The sequence below is a fragment of the Streptomyces sp. NPDC001880 genome, from assembly GCF_053594575.1.
The window spans coordinates 25,433-44,377 of record NZ_JBSFET010000023.1; the positions used below are offsets into that span (position 1 = coordinate 25,433).

Annotated in this window: 17 protein-coding genes; 6 read left to right on the plus strand and 11 right to left on the minus strand. The window is 71.6% G+C overall.

Features of this window, described 5'->3' with window-relative positions; genetic code table 11:
* Positions 1-40: 40 nt before the first annotated feature.
* Both ACWCQ6_RS15850 and ACWCQ6_RS15855 read right to left on the minus strand, forming a co-directional pair.
* Entirely contained in the window at positions 41-613 is a 573-nt protein-coding gene (locus ACWCQ6_RS15850; RefSeq protein ID WP_451089478.1) for a cob(I)yrinic acid a,c-diamide adenosyltransferase, read from the minus strand.
* On the minus strand, positions 601-1,311 hold the full coding sequence (locus tag ACWCQ6_RS15855) for an ABC transporter ATP-binding protein (RefSeq protein WP_451089480.1): 711 nt from the start codon (positions 1,309-1,311) through the stop codon (positions 601-603). The genes ACWCQ6_RS15850 and ACWCQ6_RS15855 overlap by 13 nt, the downstream gene beginning before the upstream one ends.
* On the opposite strand from ACWCQ6_RS15855, the gene ACWCQ6_RS15860 reads away from it, so the two are divergent.
* The 4 genes from ACWCQ6_RS15860 to ACWCQ6_RS15875 all read left to right on the plus strand — a co-directional run bounded on the left by ACWCQ6_RS15860 (position 1,289) and on the right by ACWCQ6_RS15875 (position 5,892).
* On the plus strand, positions 1,289-1,615 hold the full coding sequence (locus ACWCQ6_RS15860; RefSeq protein WP_451089482.1) for a hypothetical protein: 327 nt from the start codon (positions 1,289-1,291) through the stop codon (positions 1,613-1,615). The genes ACWCQ6_RS15855 and ACWCQ6_RS15860 overlap by 23 nt on opposite strands.
* A 165-nt stretch (positions 1,616-1,780) precedes the next feature.
* Positions 1,781-2,629, plus strand: coding sequence for a 3-hydroxyacyl-CoA dehydrogenase family protein (locus ACWCQ6_RS15865; RefSeq protein WP_266426553.1), 849 nt, complete (start codon positions 1,781-1,783; stop codon positions 2,627-2,629).
* 235 nt (positions 2,630-2,864) lie between these two features.
* Positions 2,865-3,188 (plus strand): STAS domain-containing protein, encoded by a 324-nt coding sequence (locus tag ACWCQ6_RS15870; protein ID WP_072486732.1) that lies wholly within the window; start codon positions 2,865-2,867, stop codon positions 3,186-3,188.
* A gap of 214 nt (positions 3,189-3,402) precedes the next feature.
* Positions 3,403-5,892, plus strand: coding sequence for an ATP-binding protein (locus tag ACWCQ6_RS15875; protein ID WP_451089485.1), 2,490 nt, complete (start codon positions 3,403-3,405; stop codon positions 5,890-5,892).
* Positions 5,893-6,126: 234 nt separating this feature from the next.
* Here the strand turns inward: ACWCQ6_RS15875 and nucS are convergent, their stop codons facing one another.
* A complete protein-coding gene (gene nucS, locus ACWCQ6_RS15880) occupies positions 6,127-6,798 on the minus strand; it encodes an endonuclease NucS (RefSeq protein WP_365690084.1) in 672 nt (223 codons plus the stop codon).
* Between the two features lie 270 nt (positions 6,799-7,068).
* Here nucS and ACWCQ6_RS15885 point away from each other — a divergent pair, with 270 nt between their 5' ends.
* Complete coding sequence (locus ACWCQ6_RS15885; RefSeq protein WP_451089487.1) at positions 7,069-7,461, plus strand: SCO5389 family protein; 393 nt, start codon at positions 7,069-7,071, stop codon at positions 7,459-7,461.
* A gap of 180 nt (positions 7,462-7,641) precedes the next feature.
* On the opposite strand, the gene ACWCQ6_RS15890 is transcribed toward ACWCQ6_RS15885, so the two are convergent.
* Positions 7,642-8,685: an LLM class flavin-dependent oxidoreductase gene (locus tag ACWCQ6_RS15890; protein WP_451089489.1), complete on the minus strand. Its 1,044-nt coding sequence runs from the start codon at positions 8,683-8,685 to the stop codon at positions 7,642-7,644.
* 212 nt (positions 8,686-8,897) lie between these two features.
* Between ACWCQ6_RS15890 and ACWCQ6_RS15895 the strand changes: the two genes are divergently transcribed.
* On the plus strand, positions 8,898-9,227 hold the full coding sequence (locus ACWCQ6_RS15895; protein WP_451089491.1) for an ATP/GTP-binding protein: 330 nt from the start codon (positions 8,898-8,900) through the stop codon (positions 9,225-9,227).
* Between the two features lie 22 nt (positions 9,228-9,249).
* Here ACWCQ6_RS15895 and ACWCQ6_RS15900 read toward each other — a convergent pair whose 3' ends face one another.
* The 7 genes from ACWCQ6_RS15900 to mce all read right to left on the minus strand — a co-directional run bounded on the left by ACWCQ6_RS15900 (position 9,250) and on the right by mce (position 18,887).
* The gene (locus ACWCQ6_RS15900; protein ID WP_451089493.1) at positions 9,250-10,122 is read right to left on the minus strand and encodes an ABC transporter permease subunit; all 873 of its coding nucleotides are present in this window, start codon (positions 10,120-10,122) and stop codon (positions 9,250-9,252) included.
* Positions 10,119-11,246, minus strand: coding sequence for an ABC transporter ATP-binding protein (locus ACWCQ6_RS15905; RefSeq protein ID WP_451089495.1), 1,128 nt, complete (start codon positions 11,244-11,246; stop codon positions 10,119-10,121). The genes ACWCQ6_RS15900 and ACWCQ6_RS15905 overlap by 4 nt, the downstream gene beginning before the upstream one ends.
* A 146-nt stretch (positions 11,247-11,392) precedes the next feature.
* Complete coding sequence (locus ACWCQ6_RS15910) at positions 11,393-12,172, minus strand: ABC transporter permease subunit (protein ID WP_451089497.1); 780 nt, start codon at positions 12,170-12,172, stop codon at positions 11,393-11,395.
* A gap of 5 nt (positions 12,173-12,177) precedes the next feature.
* Complete coding sequence (locus ACWCQ6_RS15915) at positions 12,178-13,170, minus strand: ABC transporter ATP-binding protein (protein WP_451089499.1); 993 nt, start codon at positions 13,168-13,170, stop codon at positions 12,178-12,180.
* A gap of 107 nt (positions 13,171-13,277) precedes the next feature.
* The gene (locus ACWCQ6_RS15920) at positions 13,278-14,216 is read right to left on the minus strand and encodes a cellulose-binding protein (protein WP_451089501.1); all 939 of its coding nucleotides are present in this window, start codon (positions 14,214-14,216) and stop codon (positions 13,278-13,280) included.
* Between the two features lie 184 nt (positions 14,217-14,400).
* On the minus strand, positions 14,401-18,294 hold the full coding sequence (gene scy / locus ACWCQ6_RS15925) for a polarized growth protein Scy (protein ID WP_451089503.1): 3,894 nt from the start codon (positions 18,292-18,294) through the stop codon (positions 14,401-14,403).
* A 164-nt stretch (positions 18,295-18,458) separates the two neighbouring features.
* Positions 18,459-18,887 carry a methylmalonyl-CoA epimerase gene (gene mce, locus ACWCQ6_RS15930; RefSeq protein WP_072486742.1) on the minus strand — a complete coding sequence of 143 codons (429 nt, stop codon included), beginning with the start codon at positions 18,885-18,887 and terminating at the stop codon, positions 18,459-18,461.
* Positions 18,888-18,945 lie beyond the last annotated feature (58 nt).

An 18,945-nucleotide genomic window follows, 5' to 3' on the forward strand; every position in this document is an offset into this window, starting at 1 on the left:
GGCGGGCCCGCACCCGTCCGGCGGCTTCGGTACGCGGTGGCTACCGCTCCCCGCCCGGCACCCACAGCACGTCGCCGACCTCCTTGTTCGCCGTCCTCGCGAGGATGAACAGCAGGTCGGAGAGGCGGTTGAGATACGTCGCGGTCAGCGCGTTCATCACGTCGCCGTGCACCTCCAGCGCCGCCCAGGTGGACCGCTCCGCGCGCCGGACCACCGTGCACGCCTGGTGCAGCAGCGCCGCCCCGGGCGTACCGCCGGGCAGGATGAAGCTGCGCAGCTTCTCCAGCTGCTCCAGGTAGTGGTCGCAGTCCGCCTCCAGCTTGTCGACGTAGCTCTGCTCCACCCGCAGCGGCGGGTACTTCGGGTCCTCGACGACCGGGGTCGACAGATCGGCGCCCACGTCGAACAGGTCGTTCTGCACACGGACGAGGACCTTCACGACGTCCTCGGAGAGCTGTCCGAGCGCGATCGCGGTACCGATGACGGCGTTGGCCTCATTGGTGTCGGCGTACGCGGAGATCCGCAGATCGGTCTTGGCGGTACGGCTCATGTCGCCGAGGGCGGTGGTGCCCTGATCGCCGGTGCGCGTGTAGATACGTGTCAGATTGACCATGCCGCCAGGCTAGTGCCCCACCCGGCGGAAGACCCTCGCGCCCACCGCCGTGGCCACGACCGCGAAGGCGACCGCCACCAGCGTTCCGTACAGCATGTGCGAGGTGGCGTACGAGCCCACGTACGCGTCCCGCACCGCGTCCACGGGGCGCCCTCGGCCACGACCACGCCCCGGTCGATCACGATCAGCCGGTCGGCGAGCGCGTCCGCCTCGTCGAGGTAGTGGGTGGTGAGGACGACCGTCGTGCCGTGGTCGTCGCGCAGCCCGCGCACCAGGTCCCACAGACCGGAGCGGCTGCCCGGGTCCAGGCCGGTGGTGGGTTCGTCGAGGAAGAGGACGGGCGGGCGGTGGACGATGCCCATCGCGATGTCCAGGCGCCGGCGCTGACCGCCCGAGAGGGTGGCCGCCTTCCGGTCGAGCAGATCGCCGAGGTCGAGCAGACGGGCCAGTTCAGCGGCCCGCTCGCTCGCCTCCGCCCTGCTCAGCCGGTACAGCCGCCCCTGGGTGACCAGCTCCTCCCGCACGGTGAGGTGCGGGTCGACCCCGCCGGACTGGGCGACGTATCCGCACCTCGTGCGGACCGCGGCCGGGTCGTCGGCGAGATCGTGCCCGGCGACGGTGGCCGCGCCGCCGGTGCGGGCCCTGGTCGTCGCGGTGTCGCCGGAGCTCGGACTGATGGACGGCTTCGCCGACTTCATGCGGGTCGTCGAGGAGGCGCCCACGCTCCAGGCCCGTCTCTCCCGCCTCCAGCAGGAGGTCCTGGAGGCCGTCGTCGCGACCCTGCGCGAGGAGACCGGCGCACCGGCCGACGATCCGCTGCCGGACCTGGTCGGCGGTCAGCTCGCCTGGATCGAGGGGGCCCTCGTCGGCCACATCAGCCGGGAGATGCTGGCCGGGCGCAAGGCGGCCGAGGTCTCACGCGATGCGCTGGCCGTGCTCGACGAGATCGAGGACCTCCTCGGCGAAAGGGTCCTCAACTACGCCCGGCGCGCCGCTGGATGAGGTGTGCCGGTGTGATGTCCGTCATGTGAGACGTGACGCGCATCTCTTCACGGCCCCAGCGCCCCTCGTGGGTACTAATCTCCGCCGGAGAGCATGTCAACAACCGTTCAGACCGGCCGTGCAGGGACCATCTGCAGAGGCGGACAGAAACCAAGGGGTGCACACGTGGCCAGGAAGCTCGCCGTCATCGGAGCCGGACTCATGGGGTCCGGCATCGCGCAGGTCTCCGCCCAGGCGGGCTGGGACGTGGTGCTGCGCGACGTCACCGACGAAGCCCTGACCCGCGGACGCGACGGCATCAAGGCCTCGTACGACAAGTTCGTCTCCAAGGGCAAGCTGGACGCGGCCGACGCCGAGGCCGCGCTCGCCCGCATCACGACCACCACCGACCTCGACGCGGTCGCCGACGCGGATGTCGTCGTCGAGGCCGTCTTCGAGAAGCTGGAGGTCAAGCACGAGATCTTCCGGGCCCTCGACAAGATCGTCCGGGACGACGCCGTCCTCGCCTCCAACACCTCCGCCATCCCGATCACCAAGATCGCGGCCGTGACGGAGCGCCCCGAACGCGTCGTCGGTGTGCACTTCTTCTCGCCGGTCCCGATGATGCAGCTCTGCGAACTCGTCCGCGGCTACAAGACCAGCGACGAAACCCTCGCCACCGCACGGGAGTTCGCCGAGTCCGTCGGCAAGACCTGCATCGTCGTCAACCGTGACGTGGCCGGCTTCGTCACCACCCGGCTGATCTCGGCGCTCGTCGTCGAGGCCGCCAAGCTGTACGAGTCGGGCGTCGCCTCGGCCGAGGACATCGACATCGCCTGCAAGCTCGGCTTCGGCCACGCCATGGGCCCGCTCGCCACGGCGGACCTGACCGGCGTCGACATCCTGCTGCACGCCACCAGCAACATCTACACCGAGTCGCAGGACGAGAAGTTCGCCGCGCCGGAGCTGATGCGCCGGATGGTGGATGCAGGTGACATCGGCCGCAAGAGCGGGCAGGGCTTCTACACGTACTGATCGTTTTCGGTCCTCCGGTTGCCTGATCTGCCCGCCGGTCGGGCCCGGAGGACCGGGGGATCTCCCGGAGGCAGTGGTTCCGAGTGGGCCCTCGCCGAGCCTCAGTCACTCCGCGGAGTGAATTCGGTATCGGTTCGCTTACAGACGGAAACTTCCCTGTCTCCACCGCAGTCAGTTGTGGGAGAGACAGAACAGACAGACGAACCTTGCTACGGAGCATCACAGGGGAGCGCATATGCACATCAGGGGCGACCACGCCGAGCTGGTCGTCGGGGGCCGCCTCGACGTCCGAAGCGCGGCGGACGCCCGTACGGCCCTGCACTCGGCCCTCGACGACGGCGTCGGCGACCTCGTGCTCGACCTGACCGAGCTCGATTCCTGGGACGCCACCGGACTCGGCGTCATCATGGGCGCGCACCGCCGGGCCGGACGGGCCGGTCGGCGGCTGGTGCTCCGCGGCGTGCCGCCGCAGATGCAGCGCCTGCTGGTAGCGACCCGGCTGCACCGCATCCTGGCCATCGAGGGCGGAATCGCCGCGGACTCGCTGCCGCGCGTGTAGCGGCGTGCGCCCGGCCGAAAGCGTGCAATTGGCATGAGAGCGTGCGCTTCGGGCGGCGTGACCCCCCGACTGTGCGCGGACACCGGGCGACGGTCTAGGGTTCGGCCCGTCCGCCGATTCACGAACCCACCGGGCGGACACCGGACCAGAAGCGACAGCGGGGCGTGCGAGGCCGGAGGGGCAATCGTGCGCGACGCGTCTGGGGGCTTTGGCGATGGACCCGACACACCGGGGACCGGAACAGTACAGCCGTGACAACGACAGCTCCGGTGAGGGGCCCGGCCGCAGACGGCCGGCCCGCGACCAGCTGACCCCGGACCCCGGTCACCCGACGCCGCCGCAGGCACGCGTCGTCCGGCTCATATCGGGCGAGTACCTCCTCACCGTCAACCCGGTCGACGGCAGCGAGGTGGAGCTGTGCCCGCCGGGGGAGCAGCCCGGACCTCCGGCCCGGCGCTCCGCGACCGGGCGCGCCGACCGTGAACGGGCCACCGCACCGCCCGTACCGCCGGGCCCGCCCGCCCCCCAACTGCCGCTCCTGGAGCGCGCGCAGGAACGCGAACGGCTGGTGCGCCTGCTGTCCCGGGGCCGCTCGGTGCGGCTCACCGGACCGGCCGGATCCGGCCGTACCGCGCTGCTGGACGCCGTCGCGGCCGACTGCGCGGATCTCGCACCGGACGGCGTCGTACGGCTCAACGGCTACAAGCGCACCGCCACCGACCTGCTGTACGGGCTCTTCGAGGCCGTACACGACTCGCCGCTGCACCGACCCGACCGCGCCGGGCTGCTCGAAACGGTCCGGAGGATCGGCGCCGTCGTCCTCCTCGACGACCTGGAGTTCGGCGGAGCCGCCCTGGAGGAGCTGCTCGACGCGACACCGGAGTGCGCTTTCCTGTTCGCGACGGTTCCGGACGTCGCCGCGCCCACCACCGAATCGCACCTCGAAGAAGTCTTTCTCGCCGGCCTCGGCCGCAGCGCCGCCGTCGACCTGCTGGAGCGGGCCGTCGAGCGTCCGCTCACCGAGGAGGAGGCGAACTGGGCGGGGGACCTCTGGTTCGAGTCCGAGGGGCTGCCGCTGCGCTTCGTCCAGGCGGGCGCCCTGCTGCGCCAGCGCGACATGCTGCGTACCGACCCCGAGGCGTACGGCGTGTTCGGCGGCGACGGCCGGCCCGCGGAGGTCCCCTTCGGGTACGACCAGAACGTCGACGGCGTCCACATTCCGCTGCCCAGCCTCGGGGAGGGCGCGGCCCCCGCCCCGCTGCTGGCCTCACGGCTGAGCGCGTCCGCCCGCGACACCCTGCGCTTCGCGGTGGCCCTCGGCGGCGAGGTGCCGCACCAGGCGCACCTGCCGGCGCTCATCGGGGACACCCACGCGGACGCCGCGCTCGGCGAGCTGGCCGGCTGCGGGCTGCTCTCCCCGGCCGGCCCCCGCTACCGGCTGGCCGCCGGTGTGGTGACCCAGCTGGAGGCCGCCGGCTACGGCGAGGACGCCACCGACCGGGCACGGACCGCGGCCCAGCACTACGCCTGGTGGGCCGGTCATCCCTCGGTCACTCCCGAGCGGGTCACGGCCGAGGGCGACGCGGTCGTCGCGGCGATGGCGCAGCTGGTGCCCGGCGACGGGGCGGGACAGACCAGCGTGGCCGTGCTGCTGGCCCGCAGCGCCTCTCCGGCCTTCGCGGCGGGTCTGCACTGGGGAGCCTGGGAGCGGGCGCTGCGGATCGGCCAGGAGGCGGCCAGGCTCGCCGGAGAGGTCGCCGAAGAGGCTTACTTCCACCACGAGTTGGGCGTCCTGGCGCTGCTGGCCGGCAATCCGGACCGGGCCAGGGCCGAGCTGGAGACCTCGATCGGCATGCGCGGGGCGCTCGCCGACAAGTCCGGAGCGGTTGCCGGGCGGCGCGCCCTCGCGCTGGTCGCGGACCGTTCCGGCGGCCCGCTGCCCGTAGTCCTCACCCCGCCGGGGGACGAGCTGCCCGTCCCGCGGACCGAGGAGCCGAGGCCGTCGCCCGTCCGCGCGACGCCGTCGGTGACGCAGACGCTGCCGGGGCTGTACGGGGCCTCCGCTCCCACGGTGATCTCGCGGCAGGGCACCCCCAAGGCCGCCGGGGACGCCGGGAAGGGACGCTTCGCGCTGCTCGCCGGGGCCCGGCGCAACCTGGTCGCGACGGCCGCGGGTGTCCTCCTGACCGGCGTGCTCGGCACGGTGGTGGGGCTGGGGCTGACCTCCGGCGACGACGGCGTCCAGGGGAACCAGGACGTCACCACCAAGCAGTCGCAGAGCCACGACGACGAGGGCGAAGCCCCGGCCGACAGCCCGGCGGACGGTTCGACGCCCGGCGACACGGCACCGGGCGGCAGCGCTTCGACGCCCGGCCCCTCGGGCAGCGGGAGCACGCCGAGCGGCAGCGGTACGCCGTCCACGGACCCCTCGGGACCGAGCGGCACCCCGTCGTCGGACATCTCCTCCAGCGGCAAGCCGTCGTCGCCCACCCCGACCAAGTCGCCCACCCCGACGAAGTCGTCCACCCCGACGAAGTCGCCCAGTCCGACCGGGAGTCCGACGGACACCGGCTCCCCGGACCCGACGGACACGGCCACCGAACCCGAGCCGTCCTCCCCCGACACCTCCGACTCGGCGAGCGGGCCGTCCTCCTCCTCGTCATCGGCGGCGGCGAGTGCGCAGAGCGGCCCGACGGTGGCCTGAGAGGCTGTCGGATGACCTCGGATCGGAAAGCTGACGCGGTCTGGTGCGTGCGATTCCAAGGCGGAGGAGGGAGTCGGATGGGGCGTTGGCGACCGACGACGACGCGGGAAGCGTGCGCACCAGGGCGTGGCTGCCCGGTCAGAGGTCACCCGACAGCCTCTGAGCCGCCCCACAACCGCCGAACGCCGGACGTGACACACACGTCCGGCGTTCGGGGCCGCGGAGCGGGACGGGTCAGAACAGCCGCAGCTTGTCGTCCTCGATGCCGCGCAGCGCGTCGTAGTCGAGAACGACACAGCCGATCCCGCGGTCCGTCGCCAGCACCCGCGCCTGCGGCTTGATCTCCTGGGCCGCGAAGATGCCCTTCACCGGGGCGAGATGGGGATCGCGGTTGAGCAGCTCCAGATAGCGGGTCAGCTGCTCCACACCGTCGATGTCGCCGCGCCGCTTCAGCTCCACGGCGACCGTCTGGCCGTCGGCGTCCCGGCACAGGATGTCGACCGGCCCGATGGCGGTGAAGTACTCGCGGCGGATCAGGGTGTAGCCCTCGCCGAGTGTCTCGATCCGGTCGGCGAGCAGCTCCTGCAGATGCGCTTCGACGCCGTCCTTGATGAGACCCGGGTCGACACCCAGCTCATGGGACGAGTCATGGAGGATCTCCTCCATCGTGATGATCAGTTTCTCGCCCGCTTTGTTCACCACGGTCCAGACACCCGCGGTGTCGTCGGTGCCCTCCTTGAGGGTGCAGGGCGGCGACATCCAGTTGAGGGGTTTGTACGCCCTGTCGTCGGCGTGGATCGACACGCTCCCGTCCGCCTTCACCAGGATCAGACGGGGAGCGGAGGGCAGGTGGGCCGTGAGTCGGCCGGCGTAGTCCACGGAGCAGCGGGCGATGACGAGACGCATGGTCGGCAACGCTACTCGACAAGGGGTGCTCCACGCGATTCTCCCCCTGTCGCACCCGTCACCCGGGTTGACTCCGGGGGTTGCCGTCCGGGCTTGCCCCTCTTTGCGCCCCTTCGTTATTGGCCGGTTGTGTTCCCAATCTCCTGGTGCGGCCAGGACTGCGCCCGTACCGTGTAAGCAGGAGGTCGCCGACTGTGTACGCTGCGTCGCAGCCCTCCTTCCCAGCCCGTAAGGCCCCGGCCCGGCGTCGGGGTCGCGAGAGGAGAACCCATGTCGCTCGACGTCTCACCGGCGCTGTTGGAACAGGCCGAGCGAGGCGAGGTCGACGAAGCCGACTTCGTCGACTGCGTCCGGACCTCCCTGCCCTACGCATGGGAGATGATCAGCTCGTTGGTGGCCCAACTGGAGGTCGACGGCGGGGAGTTCGCCGACAACCAGACGCCGCCGCCCAACGAACAGGCACGTGGTCAGCTGCTGCGCGCGCTCGCGAGTGATGCGATACGCGGTGCGCTGCAGCGGCACTTCGGGGTGCGCCTGGCATTTCAGAACTGCCACCGCGTCGCGGTGTTCCCGCTGGACTCCTCGGTCGACGAGCGTCTGGCCCGCTTCACCTCGGTGAGGGGGCAGTTGCTCAACCAGTCGCCCGAACTCCGGGACTGCTAGGGCGTGTTCCGAAAGTAGCGTCGTCCGCCCGGAGGGCGGGGTCGGGGCGCCAGGTGCTGTGTCAGGCGCCGTGACCCCGGCCGTGATTCGCGGGACAGGCGCTGAACGCTTTCGCTGCCGTTCCGGACCGAGATCGTGCAACTCGCTCCGGGGCGGCAGCCCCGCACTGCTTACGACTCGTCAGGCGAGCAGCGGGAGCACTTCGGTGCCCAGCCGCGCTACGTTCTCCTCCGTGGTCGCCAGATCCCCGGACCCCTCAGCCAGCAGCGCGAAGCGGGTGATGCCTGTCCGCTCGGCGGTGGCGGCGAGCCGGTCGGCGGCGAGCCGGGGCGGGCCCACCGGATGAAGGCCGCACAGCAGCTCCGTGTACGCGACCGGGTCACGCATCACCCGGTGCCGGCCGTCGACCGTCACATGCGCGTCCAGCCCCTGCCGCAGCCAGCCCGGCATCGCCTTCACGAGCGTCTCCACCGCGTCCTCGGGGCGGTCGGCGATCTGGGCCACCCCCGCGGACACATGCCCGGCCCCGTGGACGCTCTCGGGCGCGCGGCCCGCGGCGAGCGCGGTGGAGCGCCACAGGGCGACCATGTCCGCCTTCTCCTGGTCCCCGCAGTGCATCCCGAGCAGCATCGGCAGCCCCTTCTCCGCGGCGAGCTTCACCGTCTTCGGGGAGGTGCAAGCGACGACCACCTCGGGGCCGCCGGTGCTTTCGTCGCCGTCTCCGGCGAGGAGCTCGTCGGCCCGGGGGACCACGGCGACCTCGCGGAAGCCGTACCGCTCCCCGCGCCCGGCCACCCGCGGCTTGCCCAGCCAGTCGAGCAGCAGCTCCAGGGACTCCGGGAAGCCCTTCTCGTACGCCTCCAGGCCCGCTCCGAACACCTCCAGGTCCACCCAGGGGCCGCCGCGGCCGACGCCGAGGGTGAACCGGCCGCCGCTGGTGAGGTGGAGCAGCGCGGCCTGTTCGCCGAGCGCCACCGGATGCTGGGTCGGCAGTACGCTCACCGCCGTGCCGACCCGGATTCTGCGGGTGCGGCCGAGCAGCAACGCGGCCAGCGTGACCGCGGACGGGCAGACCCCGTACGGCACGAAATGATGCTCTGCCAGCCAGACCGAGTCGAGTCCGGATTCCTCCGCGACCTCGGTGGACCGGATCGCGCGGTGCAGCGCTTCTCCCGGCCCCTGCCCCGGAAACTGGGCTGCCAGTACGAACGTTCCCACACGCATCGCCAATTGCCTCCTTGGGGCCGACGCGGCTCTCCCCTGTAGAGCAACAACGTCTGACACGTGCCAAAGGCACGGTCCGCCGGCAGGCTGTTGCGATTTTCCGGTAACTCACTCCCGTCCGGGACCTTGCCCGCGAGGTGCCGGACGCCCGTGTCGGCCAAATGGCCCTACGCTGGAAAGGACCTGCCCAGACTGCCCCGTGAGGTGTTCACGTGTCCCCGCGCCGCAACCGCCCCCGAGGCGGCGAGAGTCCCCACGACAGCGCCGAGGTACCGGGGGCCCGGTACGGCGGTGGCGGACGCGCCGAGGAGTGGCGGGGCGAGCAGTGGTCCGTCCGCCCGGTCAGCGGGGCGAGCGCGGCGGGCAAGCGGTACCGCTGCCCCGGCTGCGACCAGGAGATCCCGTCCGGCGTCCCGCATCTGGTGGCCTGGTCCGAGTACGGCGGGATCGACGACCGCAGGCACTGGCACAAGGCGTGCTGGAACGCGAAGGACCGCCGCACCACACAGGTGCAGCGGTCCAGGAACGCGCCTCGCTACTGAGAGCGTCCGGGGCGGGGACGGCTCAGACGTCCCGGCGGTCCAGAGAGGCGAACGCGCAGATCATGGCCACGGCCGTGACACCGAGCATGATCCACAGCGGCTCCCAGCCGGACGGCCCCGAATCGGCGACCGAGGCGGAGTACAGAGCGCTGAGCTGACTCGGGATCGAGTACTGCAAGAGCGCCAGCCGCAGGTCGGAGAGCGACTGCGCGAACATGAAGATGGCCAGCACGAGCGGCAGCAGCACCACCCCGATCATGATCGTGATTGCACCGGCGGAGTGCCGGATGAGCGCGCCGACCGCGAGGGAGAGCAGTCCCAGCGTCGCGACGTAGAGGCCGACCCCGACCGTCGCGCGCAGCCAGTCGCCGCCGCTGGGCGCCTCGCTCTCGATGAACGTCGTCTGAAGGACCCCGACCAGCGCGGTCGTCACGGTCGTGATCACGAAGGTGAGCAGGAAGAAGACGATCGCCTTCGCGCTCAGCACCCGGGCACGGCTGGGGCAGGCGGTCAGCGTCGTACGGATCATGCCCGTGCCGAACTCGGACGCGATGGTCATCACACCGAGCGTGATCACACAGATCGAGCCCAGCAGCACGCCGAAGAAGCCGAGGCTGAGCACCGGCGTCGAGCCGAATTCGGAACTGGCGGTGTTGACCGCGAGCGTGGCCAGCAGCCCGATCCCGATCAGCAGCACGATCATGATGCCGAGCGTCCACATCGTGGAGCGCACCGAGCGGATCTTGGTCCACTCGGAGGCGATCGCATCGCCGAGGGTGGCCCGGCGCACCGGGATCGGCGAGGTGTACGGACCGGACGGTGCGGTCTGCGGGCTGTGCTGCGGGGCCGGGGCCTGCCGCTGGGACGGCGCCTGCGGGGTCGGAGGCGTTGTCATCGGGCGTCCTCGCTGGTGTCGCGCTTGGTCAGGTCTGCGGTGGCCGCTGCGGGCCCGGCCGGGGCCGCAGCGGACGGGCGCTGTCCGGGCGGCGGCGGGGCGTACCAGTTCTGCTGCGGCATCTCCGGGACCGGCGGCTGCGGCGCCCCGTACCCCGGCTGCCCGTACCCGTGGTCCGCCGGCTGCTGGAGACCCGCCTTCTGGTCCGCCGTCGAGCGGTAGTCCACGACGGACTGGGTCATCCGCATGTACGCCTCCTCCAGCGAGGCCTGGTGCGGCGAGAGCTCCCACAGCCGGACGTCCGACTCGTGCGCCACCTCGCTGATCCGCGGCAGCGGCAGCCCGGTGACCCGCAGGGCCCCGTCCGGCTCGGACAGGACCCGGCCGCCCGCCTCGGTGAGGGAGGCGGTCAGCTTCTCGCGCCGCTCCGCGAGGCCGTCGGCGACCCGGACCCGGGCGAAGTCGGCAGAGTTGGCGGAGATGAACTCCTTGACGTTCATGTCGGCGAGCAGCTGCCCCCGGCCGATCACGATCAGATGGTCGGCGGTCAGCGCCATCTCGCTCATCAGATGGCTGGAGACGAAGACCGTACGGCCCTCGGACGCCAGCATCTTCATCAGATTGCGGACCCAGAGGATGCCCTCGGGGTCCAGGCCGTTGACCGGCTCGTCGAAGAGCAGCACCTGCGGGTCGCCGAGCAGCGCTGCCGCGATCCCGAGCCGCTGGCCCATGCCGAGCGAGAAGCCCTTGGACCGCTTCCGCGCGACGTCCTGAAGACCGACGACGCCGAGCACCTCGTCGACCCGGGCGGCCGGGATGCCCGCGAGCTGGGCGAGCGAGAGGAGGTGATTACGGGCGCTGCGCCCGCCGTGCACCGCCTTGGCGTCCAGCAGGGCGCCCACCTGGCGCGGGGCGTTCGGCAGGCTGCGGAAGGGGTGGCCGCCGATCGTCACATGACCGGAGGTCGGCTGGTCCAGGCCCAGGATCATGCGCATGGTGGTGGACTTGCCCGACCCGTTGGGACCGAGGAATCCGGTGACGGCACCCGGCCGCACCTGGAAGGAAAGGTTGGACACGGCCGTCTTCGCGCCGTAGCGCTTTGTCAGGCCGACTGCCTCGATCATGCTTTCAGCCCCATCGACTCACAGCTGTCGTCGGGGCCCAGGCCGAGTGACCGCACGCCCCCGTAAGAGTTAGGAGGATATCCAGGCCTTGACGGTTCCGGCCAAGTCGTTGCGGGCGCGCGTCGTTCTTCGGACCGGGCGAACGGTCACGCGTCCCGCCTCTTGAGCACGAGATAGCCGCCGATCAGCGCGGCCGCGACCCAGGCGACCAGGATCCCGAGCCCTCCCCACGGTCCGTACGGAGCCGGGCTGCTGTTCATGGCGTCGGGCACCACCTGCATGATCTTGGACCCCGCCTGGTCGGGGAAGTACTGGGCGACCTTCTTCGCCCCCGGGACCACCGACAGGATCTGGGAGACCAGGAAGAAGAACGGCATCAGGATGCCGAGCGACAGCATGGAACTGCGCAGCATCGTCGCCACACCCATCGAGAAGATCCCGATCAGGCCCATGTAGATGCCACCGCCGACGACCGCGCGCAGGACGTTGTCCGCGCCGATGTCCGTGCTGTGCTCGCCGAGCAGCGCCTGCCCGAGGAAGAACGTGACGAAGCTGGTCGCGAGGCCGACCACCAGGGCCAGCAGACCGGCCACGGTGACCTTGCTGAACAGGAAGGAACCGCGCTGGGGCACGGCTGCCAGCGAGGTGCGGATCATGCCGGAGCTGTACTCCGTACCGACCACCAGCACACCGAAGACGACCATGGCCAGCTGGCCGAGGACCATGCCGGAGAAGCTGATGAGGGTCGGGTCGAAGGCGGCCCGCTCCATCACCGGGAGGTCGTCGAACTGGGCGTTCATCAGGGCGCAGAGCGCCGCGCTCATCGCGACGGTGACGACGAACGCGGAGATCAGCGTCCAGACGGTCGAGGAGACCGTACGGATCTTGGTCCACTCGGAGGTCAGGACCGCGGGTACCGATGCCATCGTCGTCACACCTCCTTGCCGGCGTTGCCACCGGTCCGCCGGTTCCACTGTTCGCCCCACTGCGGGCCCGCGGGCGGTGGTGCCGCGGCATGGTCCGAGTGCGCGTGGTACTCCACGGAGTCCGCCGTCATCTGCATGAACGCTTCCTCCAGGGAGGCCCGCTGGGCACTCAGCTCATGCAGCACGATCCGGTGCTGCGCGGTGAGCTCGCCCAGTGCCTCGGTCGTGGCGCCGTCGATCTCCAGCGTGCCGCTTCCCGTCTCGATCACGGCCAGGCCCGCCTCGTGCAGTACGTCGCGCAGCCGCTCCTGCTGCGGCGAGCGCAGCCGTACGTAACTGCGGGAGTTCCGGTGGATGAAGTCGGCCATCGAGGTGTCGGCGAGCAGCCGGCCCTGGCCGATCACGATCAAATGGTCGGCGGTGAGGGCCATTTCGCTCATCAGATGGCTGGATACGAAGACCGTCCGGCCTTCCGCGGCGAGCGACTTCATCAGATTGCGGATCCAGTGGATGCCCTCGGGGTCCAGGCCGTTGACCGGCTCGTCGAAGAGCAGCACCTGCGGGTCGCCGAGCAGCGCCGCCGCGATCCCGAGCCGCTGACCCATGCCGAGGGAGAACCCCTTCGACTTCTTCCTCGCCACAGAGGTCAGACCCACGGTGTCCAGGACCTCCGCGACGCGGCTCTCCGGGATGCGGTTGCTCTGCGCGAGACAGAGCAGATTGTTGTACGCGCTGCGCCCGCCGTGCATCGACTTGGCGTCCAGCAGCGCGCCGATGTACTTCAGGGGTTCTTCGAGGTCGCAGTAGTGCTTGCCGTCGATGCGCACCGAACCGCTGGTCGGATTGTCGAGATCGAGCATCATCCGCATCGTCGTGGATTTGCCCGCCCCGTTGGGCCCCAGAAAACCCGTCACCATTCCGGGCCTGACCTGGCAGGAGAGACGGTCGACGGCAACCTTGTTGCCAAAGCGCTTGGTGAGGCCATCGAGCTCGATCATGCGTTCACGCTAGAACGGCCGCGCGCCCGGCGCCACCACAAGGGCGGGACCGGGCGCGCGAGGAGGATCCTCGGTGTTCTCCTGGGGTACAGCTGCGGTACCGGGGGTCAGCGGCCCTGCTGGGCCGGGACGCCACGGGTGACCGGCTCGTCGTCGGCGGGGGTGCCGGCGGCGGCGACCGCGGCACCGGTCAGCGTGGCCAGCATCTCGCGGACGTTGGTCAGCTGGGCGTTGATCGAGTCGCGGCGGTTGGTGAGAGCCGCCAGCTCGCGCTCCGATTCGCTGCGGATCCGGTCGGCCTTGGCGTTCGCGTCGGCCACGATGTCCTCGGACTGGCGCTGCGCGGTCTCCACCGTCTGGCGGGCCCGGCGCTCGGCGTCCGTGCGGAGCTTCTCGGCCTCCAGACGGAGCTGCTCGGCGCGGTGCTCGATCTCGGCGAGACGCTTCTCGGCCTTGGCCTGGCGGGACGCGAGGTCGCGCTCCGACTGGTCGCGGCGCTTGGCCAGGTTGGTCTCGAAGTCCGCAGCGGCCTGGGCGGCCTTGGCGCGGGTCTCCTCGAAGAGGGCATCCGCCTCCTCGCGCTTCTGCGCGGCGTCCTTCTGAGCCTCCGCACGCAGCGAGCCGGCCTCGCCCTTGGCCTTCTCGACGATCCGGACGCCCTCGTCCTCGGCCTTCGCCTTGCGCTCGGCGGCGAACGTCTCGGCGTCGTTGCGCACCTGCTGGGCGGCCGACTCGGCGAGCTCGCGGTGCTGCTCGGCGGCGCGACGGGCCTCCTCGCGCAGGTCCTTCGCCTCCTCCTCGGCCAGGCGGAGGATCTTCTCCACACGCGCGCCGAGACCGGCGTACGACGGCTCCGCGTCGTTGACCTGGGCCTGGGCGTTCTGCGTTTCGAGGTGGAGCTCCTCGATGCGCTTCTCCAGAGACGTGATGCGGGTCAGGGCACTATCACGGTCGGCGACGAGCTTGGTAATGCGGTCATCCACCTGACCGCGGTCGTATCCACGTCGCACGAGCTCGAAGCCGAAGGGGGAGGAAGGGTCGCTCATGGGGTTCCTGTCGAATGAGACCGGTGAGGTGTTAGGGGGAATCCTAGGGGCCGGAACGGCGTGTCATCGAGCGGATGCCCTTTTGGTCTGGAGAATGACACCTCTTTTGAGTGGCTGCCCCCTGCAACTCTTGCCACTCGGAGGGTTGAACGTTCCTGTCGAAGCACGGGAACTGACAAGGTGACTACCCCTCGGACGACTTGCCACTCGATCGAGTGCCTGCCGCGGCCCCGGCCTTGACGTTACCCGAGGAGCCGCCCGAGCCCTTGCCGCCGCTCGTCGGCGTCTCGAAGGACTCCAGCGCCTCCAACACGTCCTGGACGCGGGAGATCTCGGTGTTGATGTCCTCGCGCCGGCGTACCAGCAGATCGAGTTCGCGCTTGCCCTCCTCGACCGTGCGCTTCGCCTCGGCCTGGGCGTCGGACCGCAGCTTCTCGGCCTCGCGGACCAGCGTGGCCTTCTTCTGCTCGGCCTCCTTCAGCAGCGACTCGGCCCGCTTCACCGCGGCGATCCGGACCTTGCTCGCCTCCGAATTGGCGTCCGCCAGCAGCTCCTTGGCCTTGGCCGCCGCCTCGTCGCGCTGCTCCGTCGCCGCCTTCATCAGCTTGTCGACGCGCTCGCCCGCCGTCTTCATCTGCTCGGAGGTCTCCCGCCGGGCCCGGTCGTGCAGCTCTTCGATCTCGCCCTCGATCCGGGCCCGCAGCTCCTCGGCCCGCTCCCGGATCGCCGTGGCGTCCCGGCGCGCGCCGACCAGCAGCTCGTCCGCGTCCGTACGGGCCTGCTCCACCAGGGAGTTGCCCTCGACGGTCGCCTCCGAGGTGATCCGCACGGCCTCCTTGCGGGCGGCGCCGACCATCGTGTCGGCCTGCTCCTCGGCCTCGGTGGCGGCGCGCAACGCCTCCTCCTGCGCCTTGTTGACCAGCTGATCGGCCTGCTCCGCGGCATCGGCCCGGCGCTTGGCCGCAGCCTCCCGCGCCTCGTCGAGCAGCCGGTCCGCCTCCTGCCGGGCCTCCGTGCGCAACTGCTCGGCCGCGGCCTCCGCCTCGGCGCGCACCCGCTCCGCCTCCTCGCGGGTACGGGCCGCGTGCTCCTGCGCCGAGCCGACGGTGGCCGCCGCCTCCGCGCGCTGCCGCTCGGCCTCGTCCGCGGCCTCGCCCGAGAGCCGGGCCGCCTGCTGCTTCGCCTCGTCGACCAGCGCGGTGGCCTGCTGCGTCGCCTCCTCCACACGCTGGGTGGCCTGCTGCGTCGACTCCTCCACGCGCTGGGTGGCCTGCTGCGTCGACTCCGCGCCGATCCGCTCGGCCTCGCTCGTCGCCTCGCCCACCAGCCGGTCGGCCTGGGCGGCGGCGTCGGAACGCATCCGGTTGGCGTCCTCGCGCGCCTCGGCACGGCTGCGCGCCGCGTCCTGCTCGGCCGAGGCCAGCGCGTCGGAGGCCTCGGTGCGCATCCGCTGGCTGTACTCGGCGGTGTCCGCCCGCAGCCGCTCCGACTCGGCGATCGCGTCCGCGACGGTCCGCTCGGCCATCGCCTTCGCGGCCTCGGACTCCTCCTGCGCCTCCCGGCGGATCCGGGCCGCGTCCTCGCCGGCCCGCTCCCGCTCCGCGTGTGCGTCGGCGCGGACCCGGTCCGCCTCCTCCTGCGCCTCGGACTTCGTCCGCTCCGCGACGTGCTCGGCGGCCGAGCGCAGCCCGGCGATCTCCTCCTCGGCCTGCTCCTGCAGTCCGCTGACCGAATCCCGTACCTGCTGGGCGGTCTGCTCGGCCGCGGAGACCAGCTCGCTCGCCCGGCTGTCCGCCTCCTCGACCAGCCGATGCGCCTCGGCCTGCGCCTCCTCGACCCGCTTGCGGGCGGAGGCGAGCAGCTCCTCGCTCTGCTCGCGGGCCCGCTCGCGCTCCTGGTTCGCCTCGGTGCGCGCCGCGTCGAGGGTCTCCTCGGACTCCCGGCGGCGCCGGTTGGCCTCCTCCTGGGCGGCGGCCAGCGCCTCGGCGGCCTCCGTGCCGACCCGCTCCGCGGCGGCCGCGGCCTCGGCACGCACCCGGTCGGCGCTCTCCTGCGCCTCGGACTTCAGCCGCTCGGCCTCGGCGGCGGCCTCGGAGCGCAGCCGTACGGCGACGGACTCGCCCTCCGCACGCGACTGCGAGGCATCCGCGACGGCCTCGTCACGCAGCCGCTCCGCCTCGGTCTCCGCCTGCTCCCGCAGCGTCCGGATCCGCTCGGCGGCCTCCGCGCGCAGCCGCTCGGACTCCTCGTTCGTCTCGCGCCGGATGCGCTCCGCCTCGGCGCGCGCGTCCGTGAGCTCCTGCTCGGCGGTGGCGACCCTGGCCTCCGCCTCGGTGTGCAGCCGGGCCAGCTTCTCGGCCGCCTCCGCCTGCCGGGCCGCGACCGCGCGCTCGGTCTCCTCGCGCAGCTCGGCCGCCGCCTGCTCGGCCGCGGTGGTGGTCGTGCCGGCCTGCTCCTCGGAGTCGGTACGCAGCTGCTCGGCCTCGGTACGAGCGCGCTCCAGGGCCTCCTCGGCCTGCTTGCGCAGCGCACCGGCCCGCTCGGCCGCTTCGGTGCGTACCCGCTCGCTCTCGGTGCCCGCGGCGCCGCGCAGTTCCTCCGCGTCCGCCTTCGCCTTGGCCAGCAGCTCCTCGGCGGTCTTCGCGCCCTCCTCGATCTGCTGGACGGCCTCGCGGCGGGCCTCGCCACGGATCCGCTCGCCCTCGGCGACCGCCTCGGAGCGCAGCTGCTCGGCCTCGCCGCGCAGCCTGCGCGCCTCCTCCTGGAGCTCGACCGTCTTGGCCCGGTACTCCTTGGTGTCGTCCTTGGCCGCGCCCTTGAGCTGATCGGCCTGCTCGGCGGCCTCGCCGCGCAGCCGGTCCGCCTCGGCCTCCGCCTCGCGGCGGATCCGGTCGGCCTCCTCGCTCGCCGCCCGGGTGGTGGACTTCGCGTCCTCGGACGCCTTGGTCAGCACCTCCTCGGCGCTCCTGGCGGCCTTGGCGAGCTGGGCCGCGGTGTCCTCGGCGGCGGCCGTGCGGGCCTTCTCGGTGGCCTCGGCCTTCAGCCGGTCCGCCTCGGCCCGCGCGTCGGCGAGCGCCTGCTCGGCCTCCGCCTTGAGCGTCTCGGCGTCCTTGGTCGCCTCGCCGACCAGCCGGGCGATCTCCGACTTGGCCGTACGGGTGCGCTGCTCGTTCTGCGACTCGGCGGCGGCCAGCCGCTTGACCGCGGCCTCCTTCGCCTCGGCGGTGACCTTCTCGGCCTCCAGCCGGGCCTCGCGCAGCTGGGTCTCGGCCTCCTGCATGCGCTGCTCGGCGGCCCGGTTCAGCTCGGCGGTCCGCTGCCGGGTCTGCTCGGTCTCGGCCGTCGTCGACGTACGCAGCTGCTCGGCGTGGCTGGTGGCCTCCTGCGCCTGGCTGGAGGCGGCGGCCAGCAGCCGCTCGGCGTCCTTGCGGGCGCGCAGCAGGATCGTCTCGGCCTCGGTCCGGGCCGACTCCGCCTCGGAACCGAGCCGCTGCCGGGTCTCCTCCGCCAGCCGGCTCGCCTCGGCGCGCGCGGCCGCCAGGGACTGCTCGGCCTCGGCCCGCGACTCCTCCAGCAGCCGGCGGGCCTGGGACTCCGTCCTGGCCCGGAGCTGCTCGGCCCAGGCGACGTTCTCGTTGACATGGGACTCGACGGTCTGGCGGCGCTCCGCCAGCTCCTGGTCGAGCCGCTGCCGCCGCTGCACCGCCTCGTTGTGCAGCTCGGCCTGGAGCCGGGCCTGGTGCTCGGCGTGCTCCTGGAGGATCCGCTGCGTCTGTGCGCGGGCTTCGCGGACTTCCCGCTCGGCGTCGGTCCGCAGCTGTTCCGCCTGGATCTGGGCATTGCGGAGCAACTGCTCGGCCTGGTAGCCGATGTCCGCGCTGTCGTACGCGGGACGGGTCGCGAGATTGCGCCGAGCCTCGTGCAGCTTGGCGCGCAAGACCTCGACCTGGTAACCGAGGTCCTCGGCGTGCTGGACGGCCTTCTCCCGGTCGGTCTTCAGCCGGTCCATTTCGGCTTCGAACCGCGAGAGATGGTCGTCGTCAGCTCGGTGGCTCTCCTGGCGTTCGTAGCCCCGCACTGCGCGGTCCCATCCGTCCCCTGGTCGCAACTCTCCAACGAGTACCGTTCACCGGTGAACGGTCCCCCGGGGAATGGTGACAGATCAACGGCTGGGGACGCGGCGCGGCCCCGACCCGGCCCCGGCCCGGAACAGCCCACTCTACCGGGCCAGGTATCCGGAGGTCAGTGCTCCGCTGCGGACGTGACCAGTTCGGTGAGGACTCCGTGGCAGTCCTTGGGGTGCAGGAAGGTGATCCGGGACCCCATGGAACCGGTCCTGGGCTCCTCGTACAGCACCCTGACCCCCTTCTCCCGGATGTCCGCGGAATCGGCGTCGACGTCCGCGGTGCCGAAGGCGATGTGGTGGACGCCCTCCCCGTTCTTCGCCAGCCACTTGCCGACGGCCGAGTCCTCCCGGGTCGGCTCCAGGAGCTGGAGGTAGGAAGCGCCGCCGTCGGACGTATCGTTGATCTTGAGCATGGCCTCCCGTACGCCCTGCTCCTCGTTGATCTCGGAGTGGAACACCTCGAACCCGTAGGTCGAGCGGTAGAACTCGACGGTCTTGTCGAGGTCGAAACAGGCGATCCCGATGTGGTCGATTCGCGTCAGCATGGAACCAGTGCAACGCCACACGGTTGGTTACGCAACGTGCGCGCCGTCACACCCGCTG